17 protein-coding genes are annotated in these 19613 nt (G+C 44.7%); 13 read left to right on the forward strand and 4 right to left on the reverse strand.

The window, feature by feature from the left end; genetic code table 11:
* Positions 1-10: 10 nt before the first annotated feature.
* The 5 genes from R7Z50_RS20615 (at position 11) to R7Z50_RS20635 (ending at position 5307) form a co-directional block, all read left to right on the forward strand.
* A complete protein-coding gene (locus R7Z50_RS20615; RefSeq protein WP_318149239.1) occupies positions 11-1048 on the forward strand; it encodes an imelysin family protein in 1038 nt (345 codons plus the stop codon).
* On the forward strand, positions 1029-2111 hold the full coding sequence (locus R7Z50_RS20620) for a DUF1513 domain-containing protein (RefSeq protein WP_318149240.1): 1083 nt from the start codon (positions 1029-1031) through the stop codon (positions 2109-2111). Before R7Z50_RS20615 ends, R7Z50_RS20620 begins: the two co-directional genes overlap by 20 nt.
* Positions 2112-2264: 153 nt before the next feature.
* The gene (locus R7Z50_RS20625) at positions 2265-3806 is read left to right on the forward strand and encodes a L,D-transpeptidase family protein (protein ID WP_005376852.1); all 1542 of its coding nucleotides are present in this window, start codon (positions 2265-2267) and stop codon (positions 3804-3806) included.
* A 166-nt stretch (positions 3807-3972) separates the two neighbouring features.
* On the forward strand, positions 3973-4521 hold the full coding sequence (locus R7Z50_RS20630; protein ID WP_206970695.1) for a DUF882 domain-containing protein: 549 nt from the start codon (positions 3973-3975) through the stop codon (positions 4519-4521).
* 129 nt (positions 4522-4650) lie between these two features.
* Positions 4651-5307 (forward strand): MBL fold metallo-hydrolase, encoded by a 657-nt coding sequence (locus R7Z50_RS20635; RefSeq protein WP_005376855.1) that lies wholly within the window; start codon positions 4651-4653, stop codon positions 5305-5307.
* Positions 5308-5325: 18 nt separating this feature from the next.
* Here the strand turns inward: R7Z50_RS20635 and R7Z50_RS20640 are convergent, their stop codons facing one another.
* On the reverse strand, positions 5326-5991 hold the full coding sequence (locus R7Z50_RS20640; RefSeq protein WP_005386825.1) for a DUF2982 domain-containing protein: 666 nt from the start codon (positions 5989-5991) through the stop codon (positions 5326-5328).
* 273 nt (positions 5992-6264) lie between these two features.
* On the opposite strand from R7Z50_RS20640, the gene R7Z50_RS20645 reads away from it, so the two are divergent.
* From R7Z50_RS20645 to R7Z50_RS20670, 6 genes are all read left to right on the forward strand, one after another.
* Complete coding sequence (locus R7Z50_RS20645; protein ID WP_005376863.1) at positions 6265-6669, forward strand: hypothetical protein; 405 nt, start codon at positions 6265-6267, stop codon at positions 6667-6669.
* Between the two features lie 414 nt (positions 6670-7083).
* The gene (locus R7Z50_RS20650) at positions 7084-8175 is read left to right on the forward strand and encodes a TRAP transporter substrate-binding protein (RefSeq protein WP_017636112.1); all 1092 of its coding nucleotides are present in this window, start codon (positions 7084-7086) and stop codon (positions 8173-8175) included.
* 115 nt (positions 8176-8290) lie between these two features.
* On the forward strand, positions 8291-8830 hold the full coding sequence (locus tag R7Z50_RS20655) for a TRAP transporter small permease subunit (protein WP_053306570.1): 540 nt from the start codon (positions 8291-8293) through the stop codon (positions 8828-8830).
* 12 nt (positions 8831-8842) lie between these two features.
* A complete protein-coding gene (locus R7Z50_RS20660) occupies positions 8843-10129 on the forward strand; it encodes a TRAP transporter large permease (RefSeq protein WP_005376871.1) in 1287 nt (428 codons plus the stop codon).
* Positions 10130-10280: 151 nt separating this feature from the next.
* Positions 10281-11636, forward strand: a complete 1356-nt coding sequence (locus R7Z50_RS20665) for a cache domain-containing protein (protein WP_005386831.1) — start codon at positions 10281-10283, stop codon at positions 11634-11636.
* Positions 11629-12267 carry a response regulator gene (locus R7Z50_RS20670; RefSeq protein ID WP_005376875.1) on the forward strand — a complete coding sequence of 213 codons (639 nt, stop codon included), beginning with the start codon at positions 11629-11631 and terminating at the stop codon, positions 12265-12267. The genes R7Z50_RS20665 and R7Z50_RS20670 overlap by 8 nt, the downstream gene beginning before the upstream one ends.
* 40 nt (positions 12268-12307) lie before the next feature.
* On the opposite strand, the gene R7Z50_RS20675 is transcribed toward R7Z50_RS20670, so the two are convergent.
* The gene (locus tag R7Z50_RS20675; protein WP_005376877.1) at positions 12308-12784 is read right to left on the reverse strand and encodes a MarR family winged helix-turn-helix transcriptional regulator; all 477 of its coding nucleotides are present in this window, start codon (positions 12782-12784) and stop codon (positions 12308-12310) included.
* A gap of 387 nt (positions 12785-13171) precedes the next feature.
* Here R7Z50_RS20675 and R7Z50_RS20680 point away from each other — a divergent pair, with 387 nt between their 5' ends.
* Both R7Z50_RS20680 and R7Z50_RS20685 read left to right on the forward strand, forming a co-directional pair.
* Positions 13172-14743 carry a BCCT family transporter gene (locus tag R7Z50_RS20680; RefSeq protein ID WP_005376879.1) on the forward strand — a complete coding sequence of 524 codons (1572 nt, stop codon included), beginning with the start codon at positions 13172-13174 and terminating at the stop codon, positions 14741-14743.
* Between the two features lie 231 nt (positions 14744-14974).
* Positions 14975-16858: a methyl-accepting chemotaxis protein gene (locus R7Z50_RS20685; RefSeq protein WP_005376880.1), complete on the forward strand. Its 1884-nt coding sequence runs from the start codon at positions 14975-14977 to the stop codon at positions 16856-16858.
* Positions 16859-16927: 69 nt separating this feature from the next.
* Here R7Z50_RS20685 and R7Z50_RS20690 read toward each other — a convergent pair whose 3' ends face one another.
* Together R7Z50_RS20690 and R7Z50_RS20695 are read right to left on the reverse strand one after the other, a co-directional pair.
* Positions 16928-17647: a 3'-5' exonuclease gene (locus tag R7Z50_RS20690; protein ID WP_318149241.1), complete on the reverse strand. Its 720-nt coding sequence runs from the start codon at positions 17645-17647 to the stop codon at positions 16928-16930.
* An 8-nt stretch (positions 17648-17655) separates the two neighbouring features.
* Positions 17656-19545, reverse strand: a complete 1890-nt coding sequence (locus tag R7Z50_RS20695; protein WP_017636107.1) for a DUF294 nucleotidyltransferase-like domain-containing protein — start codon at positions 19543-19545, stop codon at positions 17656-17658.
* Between the last annotated feature and the right edge of the window lie 68 nt (positions 19546-19613).

Here is a 19613-nt window from a genome sequence, read left to right on the forward strand (position 1 = left end):
GGAAGCAACCATGAAAAAAACACTGTTAGTGAGTGCGATTGCCGCAACGTTAAGTTTGGTTGGTTGCCAATCGACCATCGGTTCGAGCTCAGCCAAGCCTGAGAGTACAAGTCATATTTCTCAAAGCGTGTACGAGGTTGAGTTTCAATCAGCTCAGACGTTTTTAGCGCAAACCACAGAACTTGAACAGCGCTTCGCGGATTACTGCGCATCAGAGTCGAAAGATGATGCACAAGTAAAACAGCAATGGCATCAAACGATGCTTGCGTGGATGGCATTACAAGGTCAAGAACGTGGCCCTGCTACGGCGTTGGAGCAAAGCTGGAATGTTCAGTTTTGGCCAGATAAAAAGAATACCACTGGTCGTAAAATGTCTGTACTGACGAAATCTGATCAAGCTTGGAGTGCAGAAGATATCTCCACCCAAAGTGTCACCGTGCAAGGTTTAGGTGCATTGGAATGGCTGCTTTACGATAAAGCGTCGACCTTATCTAGCAACGGCAATACTTGTGTGACAGGCGTAGCGATTGCAGAAAACCTCGATAACAAAGCGCAGATCATCGCGGATTCTTGGGCAGAGAACCCTTGGAAATCGCTAGAGATGACGGCATGGGAGTCTGAGTACATTTCACTGCTCTCGAATCAGCTTGAATACAGCATGAAGAAGTTGAGCCGACCGCTAGCGAAGATTGGTAAGCCTCGCCCGTATTTCTCAGAATCGTGGCGTTCAGAGACCTCGCTTTCAAACTTAAAAGCCAACCTTCAAGGGATGGAAGCGTTGTACTTTGCTAACGGGAATGGTCTAGATGCGCTACTTAGAGAGCAAGGCCATGCAGATCTCGCAGACCGTGTCGTTCATCAGTTTGAAATGGCGTTAGAAACTTGGCCAGAAGATAAGAGCTTGTTTGCTGCACTACAAACAAAAGAAGGCTATCGCATGGTGCTCGCTCAATACAACAAGCTAGAGCAATTGAAGTACCTGATTCACGAAGAAGTGGCGATCGAGCTTGGCGTAGTTATAGGATTTAATGCAACCGATGGTGACTGATCAAACCCGCCGAACTTTGCTGAAAGCCGCTCTATTCGGGGCGGCTACACCTATGATGCCATTTGGTTGTTCTTCAACAAGCTCACGTGAGCCTGCGTTGATCGGCTGCTCTATCATTGGCCGAGATAAATATGCAGCGGTGGTGGCGGATGAGCATGGTATGCCGCTATCTTCATTGCCGATTCCTGAGCGTGGTCACGGTGTGGCAACCAACCAACAAGGCCACGCCGTAGTTTTTGGTCGTCGACCAGGTACTTTCTTCATGGTATTTGATTATCGCTCAGGGCAGATGATCAAACTGCAACTAGCAAAGTCAAATCGTCATTTCTATGGGCATGGCGTTTACTCCCACGATGGCACGTTGCTATTTGCCACAGAAGGGGAGAGGGGGACAAGTAGTGGGATCATTGGTGTTTATGATGTGCAGAAGCAATATCAAAAAATCGATGAGTTAACGGGTTTTGGTCTTGGTCCTCATGAAGTGATCATGATGCCTGATGGCGCATTAGCGATTGGCGTCGGTGGCGTACACACCAACGGCCGTGAACCTCTCAATCTTGATAGCATGAGACCGAGTCTGAGTTACCTTTCACAGGAAGGGGAGCTATTGGATCAAGTGTCTTTACCGGATCATAAGTTGAGTATTCGCCATTTAGCTCATGATGGTGCGGAAACCGTGCTTTGTGGTCAGCAATATCGTGGTGAGCCGGACGAGTATCCAGCCTTGATCGCCATGCACACGCGTGGTGGTGAAATGCAAGATCTTCAAGCTGAGCCTGAAGAGTGGGCGCGTTTCAATCACTACGTTGCGAGTATTGCAGCAACCGATGAATGGATCTTAGCCACTTCGCCTCCGGGCAGTTGTTATGGTATATGGTCTAAATCTACTGGCAAATTGGTAGAGCTAAGTGCGTTACCAGACGCTTCTGGTGTTGTGGTCTATGGCGATGAGTTCCGAGTCAGCTCTGGTGCGGGAAAAGTGGTAGAGCAAAAGCCCGAAGCGTCAAAAAGTACCTTCGCAAGCGGAGTACAATGGGACAACCATTGGTCGAGAATTATCTAGAAAGATCATTGAGTAATTACTTATAGAGGGTTTTGTTGTCGTTTTCGGCATCAGATTCTTAATTTTAAACCTGCAAGCTGTGAGATATTTGCCATACTTTTTATTATGGCAAGTAGCGCAAGGATCATTTCAGTGTTTGCTAGGGTTTTAATCATGACGGCACTTCTGGTGCCGTTTTGCAGCTTTTCCACCGTCGTTTCTCTCGAAGCTTCAGCGCAAGTCGAGCAAGAGGGAGCGGTACAAAAGCTGTCTGTAGAAAAAATGATCCATTATCCAGAGGTGATTGATCAACTGTATCAAAGCACCAATTACCGTTTGAACTGGGAAAATGAAAGTGATATTGAGCAGTTTCTTTTTCAAGTAAACCTGGTTGCACTTGCGGATGTCACCGATGAATTCGAAAATCAACTTCACCGGATAAACCAAGTAAGGTGGCAGGGAGATAATCTCGACTTCGATTTAGTGATGACAGATTCACTCTTGATGTACCTTAGTTATCTTGAGCAACTCCCCGAAGAAGGGATTAATTGGCTATTTACAGACAAAGCCCATGTTACGTTACCCGCTCCTAGCATCGATACTTTATCGGTTCTGAGTAATGAGATTACGGTTGGCAAACTTGGTCAGTTTTTGGCAAGTCTCCGGTCTCCATTACAAACAGATGATGCTTTCTACTCCGCCTATTCTTCGCTATCGGAACATTCTCAGTACCAATATCCTGCCTATCAACAAACTGGGCTAGCACGTGTTGGCGATATATTAGAAAACAGACCCCTATTGATTGAGCGAATGGAGATCGTAGGCGTAGATGTTTCTTACTTGGATTTAGTCACTGAAGAATATGACGAACAATTAGAGCTTGCGATAAAAGAGTTCCAGCGTATTCATGGTTTGAAAGAAGATGGCGTTATCGGCCCGAATACCATTCGATGGATCAACTTTTCTCCTCAAGAGCGATTGCATCTGCTGGCGTTGAATTCTGAGCGTTCAAGAATTTGGTCGAAAGAAAGGGATAATGTTGTCTTTGTTAACGTGCCTGGATACGAAGTCACGTATTGGCATGATGGTCAACCCTTGTTTGAGTCTAAAGTTGTGGTAGGGAGAGCATCAAGAAAAACGCCCATCATGTCGGTAGCACTGGATTCAGTTATTCTCAACCCAACTTGGAACGTGCCTTGGACTATCATGGTTAAAGACATTATTCCTAAAGTAAAACGTAATCCGATGTATTTGATTAACCATAACATTCAAATCATTCGGTCTTGGACTTCGAACGAAATTATTGACCCTACAACCATCAATTGGGCAACGGTGAATCCGAGAACATTTCCTTATCGTATGCGACAGGCGTCGGGCTTACAAAATGCACTGGGATTGTACAAGTTCAATATGCCTAACCCACAAGCTATTTATTTGCATGACACGCCAAGTAAGAACTTGTTTGAACAGGACAGACGCGCATTCAGCTCAGGATGTGTTCGTGTAGAACATGCAGACCAGTTAGCAGAACTTCTGTTCAAAACTCAGGGGTTGGAAGAACGTTTAGCGAAAAAGCGAGAAAGTTCTCGTCGGTCTAACACGTCAGTTCCTTTGGGAGAGCGCATTCAAGTACACATCATTTATCAAACAGCATGGTTGGAAGAGGGAACGCTTTACTACCGTGATGATATCTATAAGTACGATCACCGCAGTTGAAATCTTTAAGGAAAATTTACAAAACGAAGAATTCTCTTTTCGTTCAATAATTAAGCAATAATTACTGCATCTGAAAATCAAGATGGAGCGTTTTATGCATTTGACGTGACAAATGTGTTTGGTTAATGTCCACGACTTGTCTAGTTGTTGAGCACTGTATTTTGAAATGGTAAGTCGTAACTTTTCCCGCCGAGATTTCCTTAAAATGACCGCTGGTGGTGTGGTGTTGGCGTCTGCCCTGCCATCATTTTCTTGGGCTTCACTCTCTGACGAGCCACGTGCGCTGGCGATGAACAATCTTAATACTGGAGAGATCCTCGAAACATGCTATTTCGATGGAAAACGATACATTAATGATGAACTTCAAAGGCTGAATGAGTTTTGTCGAGACCATCGACGGAATGAGGTTCATCCGATGGATCGACGCTTGTTCGATCAAATAAGCCAAATTCAAAAGTTAATTGGTACAGAAGCAGAGGTGATCGTCATTTCAGGTTACCGTTCTCCTGCCACTAACGCCTCGCTGCGCAACGGGTCTTCTCGTGTAGCGAAAAAGAGCATGCACATGGAAGGAAAGGCCATTGATTTTCGTTTAGACGGCGTGAAGCTTTCAACGGTTCGTGATGCTGCATTAAGCCTAAAAGCCGGTGGCGTGGGTTATTATCCAGGTAGTAACTTTGTTCATATCGATACGGGAGCTGTTCGTTCCTGGTAGTGCTAGTTGAGACAAGGTTTCTAGTCTCAGAACGTCGTCGATTACCCACAGTTCAAAGCTTGAAGTCGCTAGGCCTTAGTGTCATAGTTGCGGCAGTTTTCATGCAAATTTATTCGGTATAGGTTATCTATGGCTCTGAAATACCAAGTTGTTCCAGTAACATCTTTCTCTCAAAACTGTTCTATTGTCTGGTGTGACGAAACCATGAAAGGTATTGTGGTTGACCCAGGCGGCGATGAAAAGCAGCTCGCTATGCTTATCAAAGAGCTGGGTGTTGACGTGGTAAACCTAGTGCTAACACACGGTCACTTGGACCACGTAGGTGGCACGGAACCGCTGTCTGCACTGCTTGGCGGTACAGAGATTGTTGGTCCTCACAAGGCAGATAACTTCTGGTTGCAAGGTTTGGAAGGTCAGAGCCAAATGTTTGGTTTCCCGCTGACAGAAGCGTTTGAACCGCACCAATGGCTAAATGAAGGTGACACTGTCACTTTTGGTAATCAAGTGCTGAACGTATTCCACACACCTGGTCATACACCTGGTCACGTTGTGCTTTACAGTGAAGAAGCGCGTTTAGCGTTTGTGGGTGACGTTTTGTTTAACGGTAGCATTGGTCGAACTGACTTCCCACAAGGTGATTTCAATACGTTGATTAGTTCTATCAAAGAGAAATTGTGGCCTTTAGGCAATGATGTCACGTTTGTCCCTGGTCACGGCCCTCAATCGACTTTCGGTCATGAGCGTAAAACTAACCCGTTCGTTGCTGACGAGATGCCGCTTTACTAAAAGTGCGTGTACTAAGCATTATTCTGGCTCGGCGGCAGCTAAGTATCGCCGAGTCAGTCCCACAAAATCCTCAGCCTCACGATCTAGATCACTTGCTGATATAAATAGATCGTAGCCATAAAAGCCTCTCTGATACTTCATCCGGTTGGCGAGCATCGCTAACAAACCTTTGTACTCAATCCCATCTCTGTTTATATACGGTTTAGGGTCAAGCACTATATCCTCAAACTTATCTTCACACTGATTTTGTTTCGCGCCTAAGTAAAGCAGTGCTCGCTGGCTGAGGAGAATTTCTGTCGCTATACGAGGGCAGATTGAATTTAAGTAGGGCGAGTAGTGTTTTAGACGAATACCGATCCAAGGTAGCGGTTGGTGCCACCCTTCCTGTTGGTAGCTACAAATACCGATTGACTCAATATTTCGCCATCGGACGACCCAACCTCCTTTAAAAAGGTGTTGCTGAAAGTGAGAAGCTGTCAGCGTAAAAGTGACTTGGCTTTTCTTAATCATCAAGATGGCGAAACCAACGATTGCAGACATCAAAATGACCGACAACATGGCTTGCTTCCATCCCGGAGAAATGGCAACCAAAAACAAAGTGATGAGTGCAACAAGCAACAAAAGTATTCTGTTGATAGGGGAGTCGGGTTTGAAATGTGAATTTGTTAGGTGCAGCGTTTCCATGCTTATAACCTCATCGAATACTTGTCCAAAAATAAGTGGGTAGCTTTATGTGCATTGATTTGCATTTAAAATAAAACAAACCTCTGTTTTTATACCCAGTATTCAATAAATCCGTTCATAAAATATCTGATTAAATAGTAGACGTTCTATGCTTTGAGCGCATTTTTCATCGCGTTTCGCCGCTAAAACCTACAAATTGCTTGTGAATTTTGGTATAAAACGCGCTTCAAATTTTCATCCCTGCTGAGATGCAGTGAACTGGAGAAATATTCAATGAGACTTGCTCATAAGCGTAAAGTGCAGATGAAACTGCAAAAACGCATTAAAGCGACAGTAGCAAACTTAGCTGCAGCACCTAAAGCAGTGAAGCCTGTTGCGGAAAAAGCAGTAGCACCTTCTGTTGCTGAAAAAGCTGTTGCGGAGAAAGTAGTAGCTGATAAAAAAGTAGCTGCAGTGAAAACAGTTGATGTTGCCCTTACTCCTAAGCAACAACAAGTATTAGACATTGTTATGGCGAATGCTGAAGGTATTAACCCTAAAGGCATCGGTCTAGCTGCAGGTCAAGAAGATACTAAAGCGGCATCATGGGCTACTGGCGCACTAAAGAAGCTTCTTGAAGAAAACCTAGTTCAAAAAGAGCAGTTAGCAGGTAACAAAGTTATCTACAAAGCAGTTTAATTACCGCTACCGTTCTAGATTGAATACCTCGGCCGATGCCGAGGTATTTTTTTATCTTGGTATTGGAAATAATGCATTAAGTACTGACTTTAACACTGCCAATAAGTGGTTTGTCACATTTTCTTAAATACTATGTAAATTTTTTGGCAGAAAAATACGTACGTATTGTCTTTTATTTTTATTCATAGATAAAAATATAATTTATTGATTTTGCTATTAACAGTCTTTTGTCATGACGGTTGTCCTACGTACTTGTACGTAATACCTTAGGCTAATGCCTTATTGATGAATTACTCGCTTCCGTGTTCATGCCCATTTCGCATTAGACAACATTGTTACATCTTTTATACCGAATACAGCCAATCCTAATGAAATGGATGACAACAATAACCTTGGTGATAAAGGACGTGAACGATGAGTCTAATCCAAAAATCTTTAAAACGAGTGCTCAAAACAACCGCTGTCGCTGCCGCGATGGCACTCGCAGCGACTTCTGTAAACGCTGCTGAAAAAGTCTATCGTTTAAAGCTTGCTGAAACTTGGGGGCCTAATTTCCCAATTTTTGGTGATACCACAAAAAACATGGCCAAAATGGCGGAAGAGATGTCCAACGGACGTTTGCAAATCCGCATTGATTCCGCAAACAAGCATAAAGCGCCTTTTGGGGTGTTTGATATGGTTAAGTCGGGTCAGTATGACATGGGTCACTCAGCGTCTTATTACTGGAAGGGTAAGGTTCCAAACACACTTTACTTCACTTCTATGCCCTTCGGTATGTTGCCAACTGAGCAGTATGCATGGTTTTACTACGGCGGTGGTATGGAGCTGATGGAAAAAGTGTACTCTCCACATAACTTGATGTCTTTCCCTGGCGGTAATACCGATACTCAGATGGGCGGGTGGTTCCAAAAAGAGATCAAGTCCGTCGAGGACTTACAGGGTTTGAAAATGCGTATCCCAGGGTTTGCTGGTGAGATTTTGGCTGAGTTAGGTGCCAAGCCAACGAATATCGCCCCTGGTGAGCTATATACTTCTCTAGAGCGTCGCACAATTGATGCCTTGGAATGGGTTGGTCCATCGCTGGATCTACGTATGGGCTTCCACAAAATCGCGCCTTACTACTACACAGGTTGGCATGAGCCAGCGACTGAGCTTCAGTTCCTCGTTAACAAGCGTACCTGGAATCGTCTACCTGATGACCTAAAAGCGATTTTGCAAGTAGCCATGAAAACGGCCGCTTACGATATGTACACGCAATCGAAACACGAAAGTGGCAAAAACTGGGCATCTATTAAGTCTGAATACCCAAATGTTGAAGTAAAAGATTTCCCACCTGAAGTAGTAGCTGCGTTGCGAGAAGCAAACGATCGTTTGTTGAAAGAACATGCAGAAAAAGATGCTTTGGCGAAAGAGATTCAAGAGTCGCAAGCGAACTATATGAATCAAGTTCGACCATGGTCAGATATTTCGCACCGAGCGTACTTAAACAGTCAAGCTCAACAATAACGTTATGAAGCAGGCGATGCCGAGAGGTTTAGCCTGCTATCGAAGCCCAAGAAAACTTCATAATGAATGCTCCGCACCATAGCGGAGCGCATCTAAACGTTCCACGGAGTTCGGAATGAGAAGTCTTATTTATATTGAGCGATTATTTAACCGCTTTAGCGATTTCCTCGGATGGTTATCCAGCATCCTGTTTATTTTGTTGTTAGCAAACGTTGTGTACGACGTTGTCATGCGTTACGTGTTTAATGATGTGTCTATCGCATTCCAAGAAATGGAATGGCATCTATTCTCTGCCGTGTTCTTGCTTGGTGTGCCTTACGCAATTAAGTCCGGTGGCCATGTTCGCGTCGACATTTTTTATGAACGCTTATCTTACAAAGCACAATCCATCATCGACATCATAGGCACACTATTTTTCTTATTCCCTTTTTGCCTACTGGTAGCTTGGTTTGGTGTTGATTTCGCTAAGGAAAGTTACGCGTTAGGCGAGACGTCTGGTGACCCAGGTGGCTTACCATATCGTTGGATTATCAAAGCGATGATTCCGCTGTCATTTTTCTTTATGGCGGTGAGTGGTATTGGATTGTTACTTCATTCAATCAACAAAATTGTCAACCCTCATCTCATCTATGCCGGTAATAACGGTAAGTCGTAAAAGGAAGTCATTATGATCGGTATAGTGATGTTTTTTGTTGCGCTCTTTGCGCTTCTATTGGGATTTCCCGTTGCCTTTACTTTTGGTGGTATCGCGCTGATTTTTGGTGTTTGGGCTGAAGGCATCGAGATGTTTGCTTTTATGCCATATCGAATTCAGTCCATTATGGAAAATACGGTGCTAATGGCCGTACCGCTGTTCGTTTTTATGGGGCTAGTGCTACAGAAAACGAAGCTTGCTGAACAGCTACTAGAATCAATGGGGCGTTTGTTCGGTGGCGTTCGCGGTGGTATCGCTATTTCTACCGTGTTAGTTGGCGCATTGCTTGCGGCTTCAACGGGTGTGGTAGGCGCATCAGTTGTTGCGATGGGCTTAATATCTCTTCCTGTGATGCTCAAGTACAATTACGACAAAGGTTTAGCGTGTGGGACTATTTGTGCGTCTGGCACGTTGGGCCAAATTATCCCACCTTCTATCGTGTTGATCTTGTTGGGTGATGTACTTGGCGTACCGGTAGGGGACCTATTTCAAGCTGCGATCTGGCCCGGTATTACACTTGTTGGCGCCTATGTGATCTACATTCTCATCTACGCGAAGTTGAACCCTCAAGCCGCACAGGCGATAGAGCGTGATGAGTCGATCAGTCGTAAACAAGAAGTGCTCACCGCACTGAAAGCTGTATTGCCACCTTTAGCATTGATCATTGTGGTATTGGGCTCCATCTTTGCAGGGATTGCAACACCAACAGAGTCAGCGGCACTGGGTGGTGCAGGTGCGATTATTTTATCGCTATTGTATAAGCAGTTTAGTTGGTCGATGATTTATGATGCATCAAAAGAGACAGTTAAAGTAACCGCAATGGTTTTTGCGATCTTACTTGGTGCGACCGCCTTTTCAATGGCATTTACCTACACTGGTGGTGATTATTTAGTTGAAGAGTGGATGTTAGAACTGCCGGGTGAAAAGTGGGGATTCCTTATTATTACCATGGTGGTGATTCTGATTTTAGGTTTCTTTATCGACTTCGTTGAAATCTGTTTTATCATCGTGCCAATTATTGCGCCAGTCGCTGAATTGATGGGCATTAATATGACGTGGTTTGCGATTCTTATTGCGATGAACTTGCAGACGTCGTTCCTCACACCGCCATTTGGCTTTAGTTTGTTCTATCTAAAAGGTGTCGCTCCAGCAGGGGTTACTACGCGTGATATCTACAAAGGTGTGATGCCGTTCATCGCGATTCAGATTGTTGTGTTGGCGTCTTTGCTGTTTTTCCCAGGTTTTTACGGTATGAGTTAATCACTCGATAATAAAGAGATTTTGTGAACTGAGAGTTTTTACCTTTTGAGACAAGTTGTTAAGCTGTTAATTATGTCTATGCAGATACAATCGATTAGTTTGTACTGCTAAGATAGTAAGCTGTAAAGGCAGCGTTTCATGGAGGGAAGGGATGCCTCTCAAAGCAAAGTTAATTCTGCTGACACTGATACCCGTGGTATTGGTGTCAGCGAGTATCAGCTGGATCTCTATCTATCAAACCAAGACCCTTGGCAAAAGGGAGGTGGAGATCTTTCATCAAAACCTGATCCAATCAAAAGAAGCGGCGCTGAAAGATACGGTCGACGTCGCTTTTGACTCCATTTCTTACATCTACAACGATCCGACTTTAGAAGAGAGTGTTGCCAAAACGCGTGTGAAAGCGATTTTAAATCGTTTGAGTTATGGGTCGGACGGCTATTTTTTTGCTTATGATAAATATGGTACCAACCTTGTACACCCAGTTCTTCCGGAGCTTGTCGGGGAAAACTTACTCTATCTTGAAGACGAAAATGGCGATCGCTTAATCGAAGCTTTATTGTATCAAGCGCAATCAGGTGGTGGATTTCATCAGTACCTGTGGCAAAAGCCATCTACAGGTGAAGTTGTCCCTAAGCTTAGTTACGCTGCATGGCTCGATAAGTGGGAATGGATGATAGGGACTGGGCTGTATATTGAGGATGTCAGCCGAGAAGTCGCCAATATGCGCGCGGCAGTGAACAAAAATATCGAAACGACATTTTTCTCAGTCGTCGTGATCTTAGCGGTGACCGTTGCTGTAATCATTGTTCTCACTTTGGCGATCAATCTGCACGAGCATCGCCTCGCTGATAAGAACCTGAAAGAATTGGCACATAAAACCGTGATGTTCCAAGAAGATGAGAAAAAGCATTTAGCGCGAGAACTGCATGATGGAATCAATCAGTTGTTAGTCTCCAGTAAATGTCATTTAGACTTAATGAGTCATAGACTGGAAGACGAAAAACTCAAATCCCACTTAGATAAATCACAACGATCGCTCGTCACCGCGATAAATGAGGTGCGGCATATTTCTCATCAGCTCCGTCCAAGCGCCCTCGATGATATCGGTTTAGAAGCAGCACTGACGACCTTGCTACAGGATTTTCATTCCCATTCCGGGATTGATATCGAGAGCAATTTCGATACTCAGCAGCACAAACTGACTTCGGAAGTCGCAACGACGCTATATCGCGTCGCTCAGGAGTCTTTGAATAACATTGAAAAACATGCGCGAGCGAAAAAAGTAACGGTTACTTTGCAAAAAATGGGCAATATGCTGCAATTACTCATACGTGATGATGGCGTTGGGTTTGTGGTTAACCAAGCAGTGCACCAACAAGGGATTGGGTTAAGGAATATGCAAGAGCGTGTAGAGTTCATCGGTGGTGAATTTGAGCTAATGAGTGAGCTTGGCTTGGGAACAGAGATTACCGTGCTGCTTAATTTGGATGAAATAGTTTATGGATAAACCGATTAGTGTAGTGATTGTCGATGATCATCAAGTGGTGTTGGATGGCTTCATGGCTCGTTTGGAGTTAGAGCCTGACATCGAAGTGGTGGGTACAGCAAGTAATGGTTTGGAAGCGATAGAGGTCGCAAAGCACTTGCAACCGGATGTCATATTGATGGATATCAGCATGCCTATAATGAACGGTATTGAAGCGACTGGTGTAATTAAAGAAGCGCGCCCAGAGAGCAAAATACTTATGTTGACCATGCACGATAATCGCGAGTACATCATGAAGGTCATGCAAGCTGGTGCCGTAGGATATATGCTCAAGGAAATCTCGGCCGAGAAAATGGTGCAAGCAATAAAAACGGTGAACCAAGGCTCGACGTATTTCTGTGAATCCGTCACACAAACACTCTTTACCCAAGAAGTGGTGCCTGCCACGCAAAAAACGAATCCTCTCAGCCGCAGGGAAGAAGCGGTACTTAAATTAGTTGCTCAAGGAAACAGCAGCAAAAAAATCGCCACTTTACTCAATATTAGTTATCGAACGGTAGAGACGCATCGCCATAACATTAAGCACAAGTTGGACTTACATTCGACGGCAGAGTTAGCAAAATATGCGTTTGAAACTGGCTTGACTGAGTAGGAGAGTAGTGCCCGCAAAAAGCGAGCACGTGGGAGCGAAACTAATCGGCTTTGGTAATGCTACCAAGCTCTAGCATTGGAGCAACATCGATGTCCTCTGCATTCATCATCGTCGAGATGCGTTGAACGGAAGATAGTAGAAGGGATTGCTCCCATTCTTCCAATTTTTGGAATCGATTAATGAAGTGCTCTTGCAGCGGCGTTGGTGCTTGTTTTAAGGCTTCTTGGCCCTTGCTCGTAAGTACAGCATGCACTTTACGCTTGTCTTGAACACTGCGCTGACGCTCAACAAACTGGCCTCGTTCTAGTCTATCTAGAATGGTCGTTGCGGTCGCTTGGCTCATGTTAGTGTGGCTAGACAACTGTTTAATCGTCACGTTATCTAAGTCATTGATAGCGCGCATCAAAATCAACTGTGGAGCAGTCAATCCAGACTCTTTGCTCAGCTTTTTAGAATGTAAATCAATAGCGCGGATGATCTGACGAATCGAGACCAATACTTCTTCGTACTTTTCCAATTTATTCATCCAGTCTGTAGGGAACATTTATCGAGGCGACACTAACTTAAATGCGCCCTTATTTAAAGGGGGGAAATCAAAAATTACCCCTACAATTTTACGCCGTGTCCTCAATACCATTTTGTCGCGCCTTTTCGACAAAATAAGAAGAGCTAAAATTATTATAGCAATAAATGTTTGTGGTCTAACTATTGTAGTAGTGATTTGTTCTATCAAAGGCCGTAACCACACAGTGAAAAGTAAGTTATTGGATTTTTTAATAGCAAAAAGATAGACAAAAACGTGTCAAATGATAGGATCTTGCGCCTTCACGGAATGCAAAACGTATCGTGTTCGAAAGATTTTTTTGTTTGGTACGTAAAAACACTACAAAAATAGAGAGGAACGATGACAAAGGGTATAGATAAGTACAGTATCGATAGTACCGACTATACGGTAGGTCAGGACAACGTTCAAAAATGGGGTTTTGATGTTCATAACCCAGTTTTTGGTATTAGTGCAGGTTTAATTGCGCTGTTTCTTGTCGCTGCATTAGTTCTAGATGCACATACCGCAAAGACGGCACTTGATGGGCTGAAGTGGAAAATTATTGGTTCATTCGATTGGTTGTTCATTATTGCAGGTAACATTTTCGTTATTTTCTGTTTGGCGCTTATCGTCTCACCAATGGGTAAGATTCGACTAGGTGGTAAAGACGCTGTTGCCGATTACTCGTTTATGTCATGGCTTGCAATGCTATTTGCAGCTGGTATGGGTATCGGTTTAATGTTCTGGAGTGTTGCAGAACCTGTCGCTTACTTCACCGGTTGGTATGAAACGCCACTTGGTGTTGAGGCAAATACACCAGAAGCCGCGAGATTGGCACTGGGTGCAACGATGTTCCACTGGGGCCTTCACCCATGGGCAATTTACGGTGTTGTAGCACTTTCTTTAGCATTCTTTGCCTACAACAAAGGTTTACCGCTATCTATGCGTTCGATCTTCTACCCACTTCTGGGTGATCGTGCATGGGGTTGGGCTGGCCACATTGTGGACATTCTGGCTGTGCTTGCGACTTTATTTGGTCTTGCTACATCCCTAGGTCTAGGTGCGCAGCAAGCAGCAAGTGGTATTCATCACGTATTTGGTGTTGAGCCAGGCCTAGGTCTGCAAATCGTCGTTATTACCGTGGTGACTTTACTTGCTGTTGTTTCAGTCGTACGCGGCATCGATGGTGGTGTTAAAGTCATTAGTAACATCAACATGGTTGTGGCGTTCTTGCTACTTCTCCTTGTTGGTCTTATCGGTTGGGCGGCGAGCCTAGGTTCGATTCCAACCACACTTATGGCATATGTAGAGAATATCATCCCACTAAGTAACCCGTTTGGTCGTACGGACGAAGCTTGGTTCCAAGGCTGGACAGTGTTCTACTGGGCTTGGTGGATTTCATGGTCGCCATTCGTAGGCATGTTCATCGCGCGTGTTTCTCGTGGTCGTACCGTTCGCGAGTTCATCACAGCAGTTCTACTGGTTCCAACTGCGGTTACCGTTGTTTGGATGTCTGTATTTGGTGGCCTGGCGATCGAGCAAGTTGTTGATAAAGTAGGTGAGCTGGGCACAAATGGCTTGACTGACGTATCACTTGCTATGTTCCAAATGTTTGATGTTCTTCCATTTGGTAGCATGCTTTCTATCATCGCTGTTGTGTTGGTACTTGTGTTCTTCATTACGTCTTCTGACTCTGGTTCACTTGTTATCGACAGTATCACGGCAGGTGGTAAAGTCGATGCACCTGTACTTCAACGTGTCTTCTGGGCATTCATGGAAGGTGCAATTGCGGTTGCTCTGCTATGGATTGGTGGCTCCGAGGCGGTTCAAGCTCTTCAGGCTGGTGCCATTTCTACAGCACTGCCATTTACCTTCATTCTGCTTGCAATGTGTGTGAGCTTATTGATGGGTATGCGAACTGAGCGTCAGTAATTCGGCATTTTATAAAACCGTTTGACTAACAATCAATCAAAAGGCCAGCAATTTGCTGGCTTTTTTTGTGCGGTTTTTATGACGCTCGAGACAAAAAAATGACACATGAAAGTTCATATTTTACAAAGAGTTAATGTGCTATTTTGTTTTTTAAAAATTAGTGAATAGTCGTAAAAAAGTGTGTAATATTCATGCACCTTAACTGTTCTCCCAACTCAAAAAACTATAAATATGAAATTATCATTAAAACAAAAGCTTATAGGCGCAAGCCTTTCTGCTGTTGTTGTGATGGCAACAGCACTTACTTGGTTGTCGGCTGGTCAATTATTTGATCAGACTCGTTCAGGTGTCTATTCACGTGCGCAAAGTCTTAGTACTACTGCGTCAGAGGGAATTTCTGATTGGGTCAATATCCGTAAAGATATTGCCACTGCGTTCAACGACTACTCGACCGAGCAAGACGTTGTTCCTTTCCTACAACAAGCTCGCAAGGCTGGTGGCTTCGATGACATCTTCCTTGGTACACCAAACGGTGATATGTACCGCTCTCATCCGGAGCGTAACCGTGCTGATTATGACCCTCGCACACGTCCTTGGTACAAGGATGCTGATGCCGCGGGTAAGCAAATCATCACAGCCGCATATCAAGACGCAATCACGAATGCACTACTTGTGACCATTGCTGAGCCAGTAATGAAAAATGGTCAGTTTGTTGGTGTTGTTGGTGCGGACGTACTGATCGATCAGCTTATCAGCGATGTGATTAACTTAGATGCAGGTGAAAACGCGCATGCGATGCTAATCGACATGAATGAAGGCACCTTCTTAGCGCATCCAGATAAAAGCTTGACGCTTAAGCCTATCACCAGTGTTCTAAAAGATTTTTCAGAAGAGGCAATTGAGCGCGCCGCCGATGAAGGTCGTATCGAAGATACGGTAATCAAAGGAAAAGAGAAGCTTTACTACTTCAATAAAGTTCCTGGTACGCATTGGATGTTTGCGATTGAAATGGATCGCGCAACAGAAGAAGCAGGTCATGCGGTATTGCTACGAGATCTATTGTTTACTGCTGTGGCGATCACGATTGTGGTTATTCTTGCAGTTTCTTGGCTAGTTGGTTTCTTGTTCCGTGACTTGAACCGCGTATCAAATGCACTGGAAGAAATTGCATCTGGCGAAGGTGACTTAACGCAACGCCTAGAGCCACGCAGTGATGATGAAGTAGGTAAACTGGCGGAAAACTTCAACCGTTTTGTTGGCAACATGCACACAATGGTTACTAAGCTTAGCCACGTATCTTCTGCGCTTTCAGAGCAAGCTCGCACGACAGCACAGCAAGCTGAGGAGCGTAGTCAGCGTATCTCTTACCAGCAAGATGAAATCAACATGGTGGCGACGGCCGTGAACGAAATGGCAGCAGCGACACAAGAAATTGCAGGTAATGCTGATAGCACGGCAAGTAACTCAGAAGAAGCGGTTCAAGCTTGTTCACACGGTTCAAGCCAAGTAACTCAAACGCAAGGCTCTATTCAGAACTTAGCGCAAGAAGTTCAAGTTGCTACTGATGTGATTCAAGAGCTAGAAGCACACGGAAATAGCATCAATACGATTCTATCAACGATTCAAGGCATTGCAGAGCAAACGAACCTACTTGCACTTAACGCGGCGATCGAAGCGGCACGTGCAGGTGAGCAAGGCCGTGGTTTTGCTGTGGTTGCAGATGAAGTCCGCGTATTGAGCCAACGTACTCATGCTTCAACGCAAGAGATTCAAGAAACTATCGAGATGCTACAAGGCACAACGGCCAAAGCGGTCGGTATTATGGGTGACAGTCGTCGTCTAGCTGATACCAGTGTTGATGATGCCAATGCGGCTGCAGCGAGCTTGACGCAAATCCACACTGCTGTTGAGCGTATCAGTGATATGGCAACGCAGATTGCTTCAGCAGCAGAAGAGCAAGCATCGGTAACCACTGAGATCACTCGTAACACTGAAGGTATTCGTGACGTGTCTAACGAGTTGTCAGTCGAAGCTCATCAAGCAGCAGAACAAGCTGCTCACCTGTCTGAGCTATCACACGAACTTGAACAAGAGATTCAACGCTTTAAGCTGTAATCTTGTCTCAAGCTAAGTAAAAAGGAGCCATCTGGCTCCTTTTCTGATCGCTATTAAGCGTGAAGTATATTACAGCCAGAACTCACTGATGGGTTGCTCTTCACTGTAATGATGGGCGATTTGCGCTTGCAGTAGCTCTGCGGTAGCAATTGCATCGGTTAATGCATGGTGAGGCGTATAGTCTGGCAGCCCATAACGGCGTCGAGATTGCGCTAGCCGAACCGATTCTGGTTTTTTCCCTTTTAAACGCTCCCAGATAGAGCCTGAACGTTTCTGTTGAATCGTTTCTTCAAGGTGCAGCGTATCTAAAACAGGAAACTCAATACCTTCCCCTAAACGGCTTTTGAGCGCTTTATCCAGAAACTCTCTCTCGATACGACGGTAATGAACAACAATGATTTTCCCGCTTAAGCATGGTAGCAGCTCGCTTAAGATATCGCCTAAGTCAGGCGCATCGATCAATTCGCTGTGAGTAATACCGTGTATAATGACTGAGTCTTCATCGAGTGCACGCTGTGGACGTACCTTCCAATGACGCGAGTTACGTAGGAAAATTCGCTTCAGGTTAAACGGCACTAAACCAATAGTAATGATGTCATGTTTTTCAGGATTCAAACCCGTCGTTTCGAAATCTAACGCCACGAACTCCACCTCAGATAACGGTGTTTCTGGAGCAGGCGGCTTGTTGCTATAAAACGCAATTAAATTCTCATCCTTCGCCATCTCCAGCTTTTGTTCAAACTTCGTTGGCCACTGAATGGTTGGCTTCTGAAAGAGCTTTTTAATCATGCTAAACCTCACTTAAAGCTCTTGTTCGCTTGGTAGCGGAACTTAAGGAAATTTTGACCATTGCTTAGGATCTGGAATGCATCCTTTAGGTTGCGACGTTCAAACTCAGAGAGGTTTTCCGGTTCGATATTGTTATCAGGATCAATGCCTAGTTCCACATCCGTCGCTTGGTGACGAATACGCACCATGGAAATAAACTCTAACGCGTCTTTTAAGTCTTGTGCTCGACCTTTTGGCAAAATGCCAGCATCAATAATGTCGTCAAGACGCTCAAACGAGTTCTGTGCACGTGAGCCAACTGCCAGAGAGTGAACACGAATTAAGTCGACCAGAGGAGCAGTACCGCGACGTTTGAGGTTGATGGAGTTGTTGTGTCTGCCATCTTTTTCCATCACGAAGTCTTTAAAGAAGCCTAGAGGTGGTGTTCTGTTTAGTGCGTTACGAGCCAAACACGCTAAGAAGCGGTTGTTCTTTCGAGCGCGACGAACAATAAAGCTAGTTAACTGTTCTGCCCATTTTAAGCGGCCATAGACACCATCCAAGTCGAAAAAGATGGAGGCGTTGAGTAGTGCTTTCGGGTTCGGGTTATCAATCCAGTCAGCAAAACACTCTTCCCACTCTGAACGAGTCATGCGCCATAGTGGGTTGGTTGCCATAATATCACCTGTGCAATATTTGTAGCCACAGGCATCTAACCCATCGCTGACGTATTTTGCTAGGGCTTCGAAGTATTTACCATGTTTCTCTTCTTGATAGGTCTCATCTAGAATGATGGCGTTATCTTGGTCAGTCACCAACAGTTGCTCATCTCGCCCCATTGAGCCAAGTGCAAGGAAACAATAAGGAATTGGCGGTGGGCCAAGCTCTTCTTCTGCCATTTCTAGCAGACGCTGTTTGAAGCTTCGGCCAATGACCGACATCGCGCTACCCACCATGTGAGAGTTGGCATCTTCATTGACCAGACGCACGAAGCTGCTTTTCACTTCTTCGGCAACAACGGCTAAATCTTCGATAGTCTGTTGTTGGAAAATACTACTCACCAACAACAACGAATTCTGAGATTCATAACGAACAATGTCGGTTGTTTCGATAATACCGATTGGTAATTGGTTTTTTACCACTGGTAGGTGATGTACGTTGTAACGCAGCATCGTTAACATTGCTTCATAGATGTAAGCGTTGTGGTCAAGAGACATGACCTCCGTGGTCATCACACTGGACACATCGTCCTGTGGGGACAAACCTTCAGCTAACACACGGGTACACAAGTCACGGTCAGTAATGATACCAAGTACTGGGGACTGTGGATCGTCTTCGTCACGAACGAAATCTGGGTCGACGATAAGTAAAGCCGATACGTTGTCATTCGCCATTTGCTGCGCGGCTTGCTGGATTGTCTGACCACGATCAATCGTATGAGCATCGCCAGTCAGCAAGGTTTTCACTTTCGACGTCGTCAGGTCATTGGCGTCTTTGTTTTCTGAAATGGCTTGGCGTAAACGAGCGCTATTTTCAACTTCAACAAAATCCGCAAAGGAATCAAAGTTATCGTAAATTTCTTGGAAAATGTCACCAGGAATACAGTAGAGCAGGGTATCCTCAATGGCTTTTACCGGAAAGCGGACTTTGTTATTGGTGAGCATGCCCATCTGGCCAAATAGGTCACCTTCGTCAAGGCGGTTATACAGCTCACCTTTGCGTCGATAAACTTCAACAACACCGCTTCGCACCACGTATAAATCTTGGATATAGTCTCCAAAATGGATGATGGGGGTATCTTCTCGGTAGTACGAGATTTCGACACTCTCTGTCACCTTGTTTAGTGTTTCTTCAGGGAGTTCATTGAACGGGGGATACTTGGCGAGAAAGTTGTAAATCTCGAGAAGTTCTGCATCCATCGAAGGCGCCTTTTAGTTCGCAAATAATAAAGTAATCTTAACTTAGTTTTAAAACAGAGTCTTATCTG

It is taken from the genome of Vibrio sp. 1249-1 (assembly GCF_033340495.1).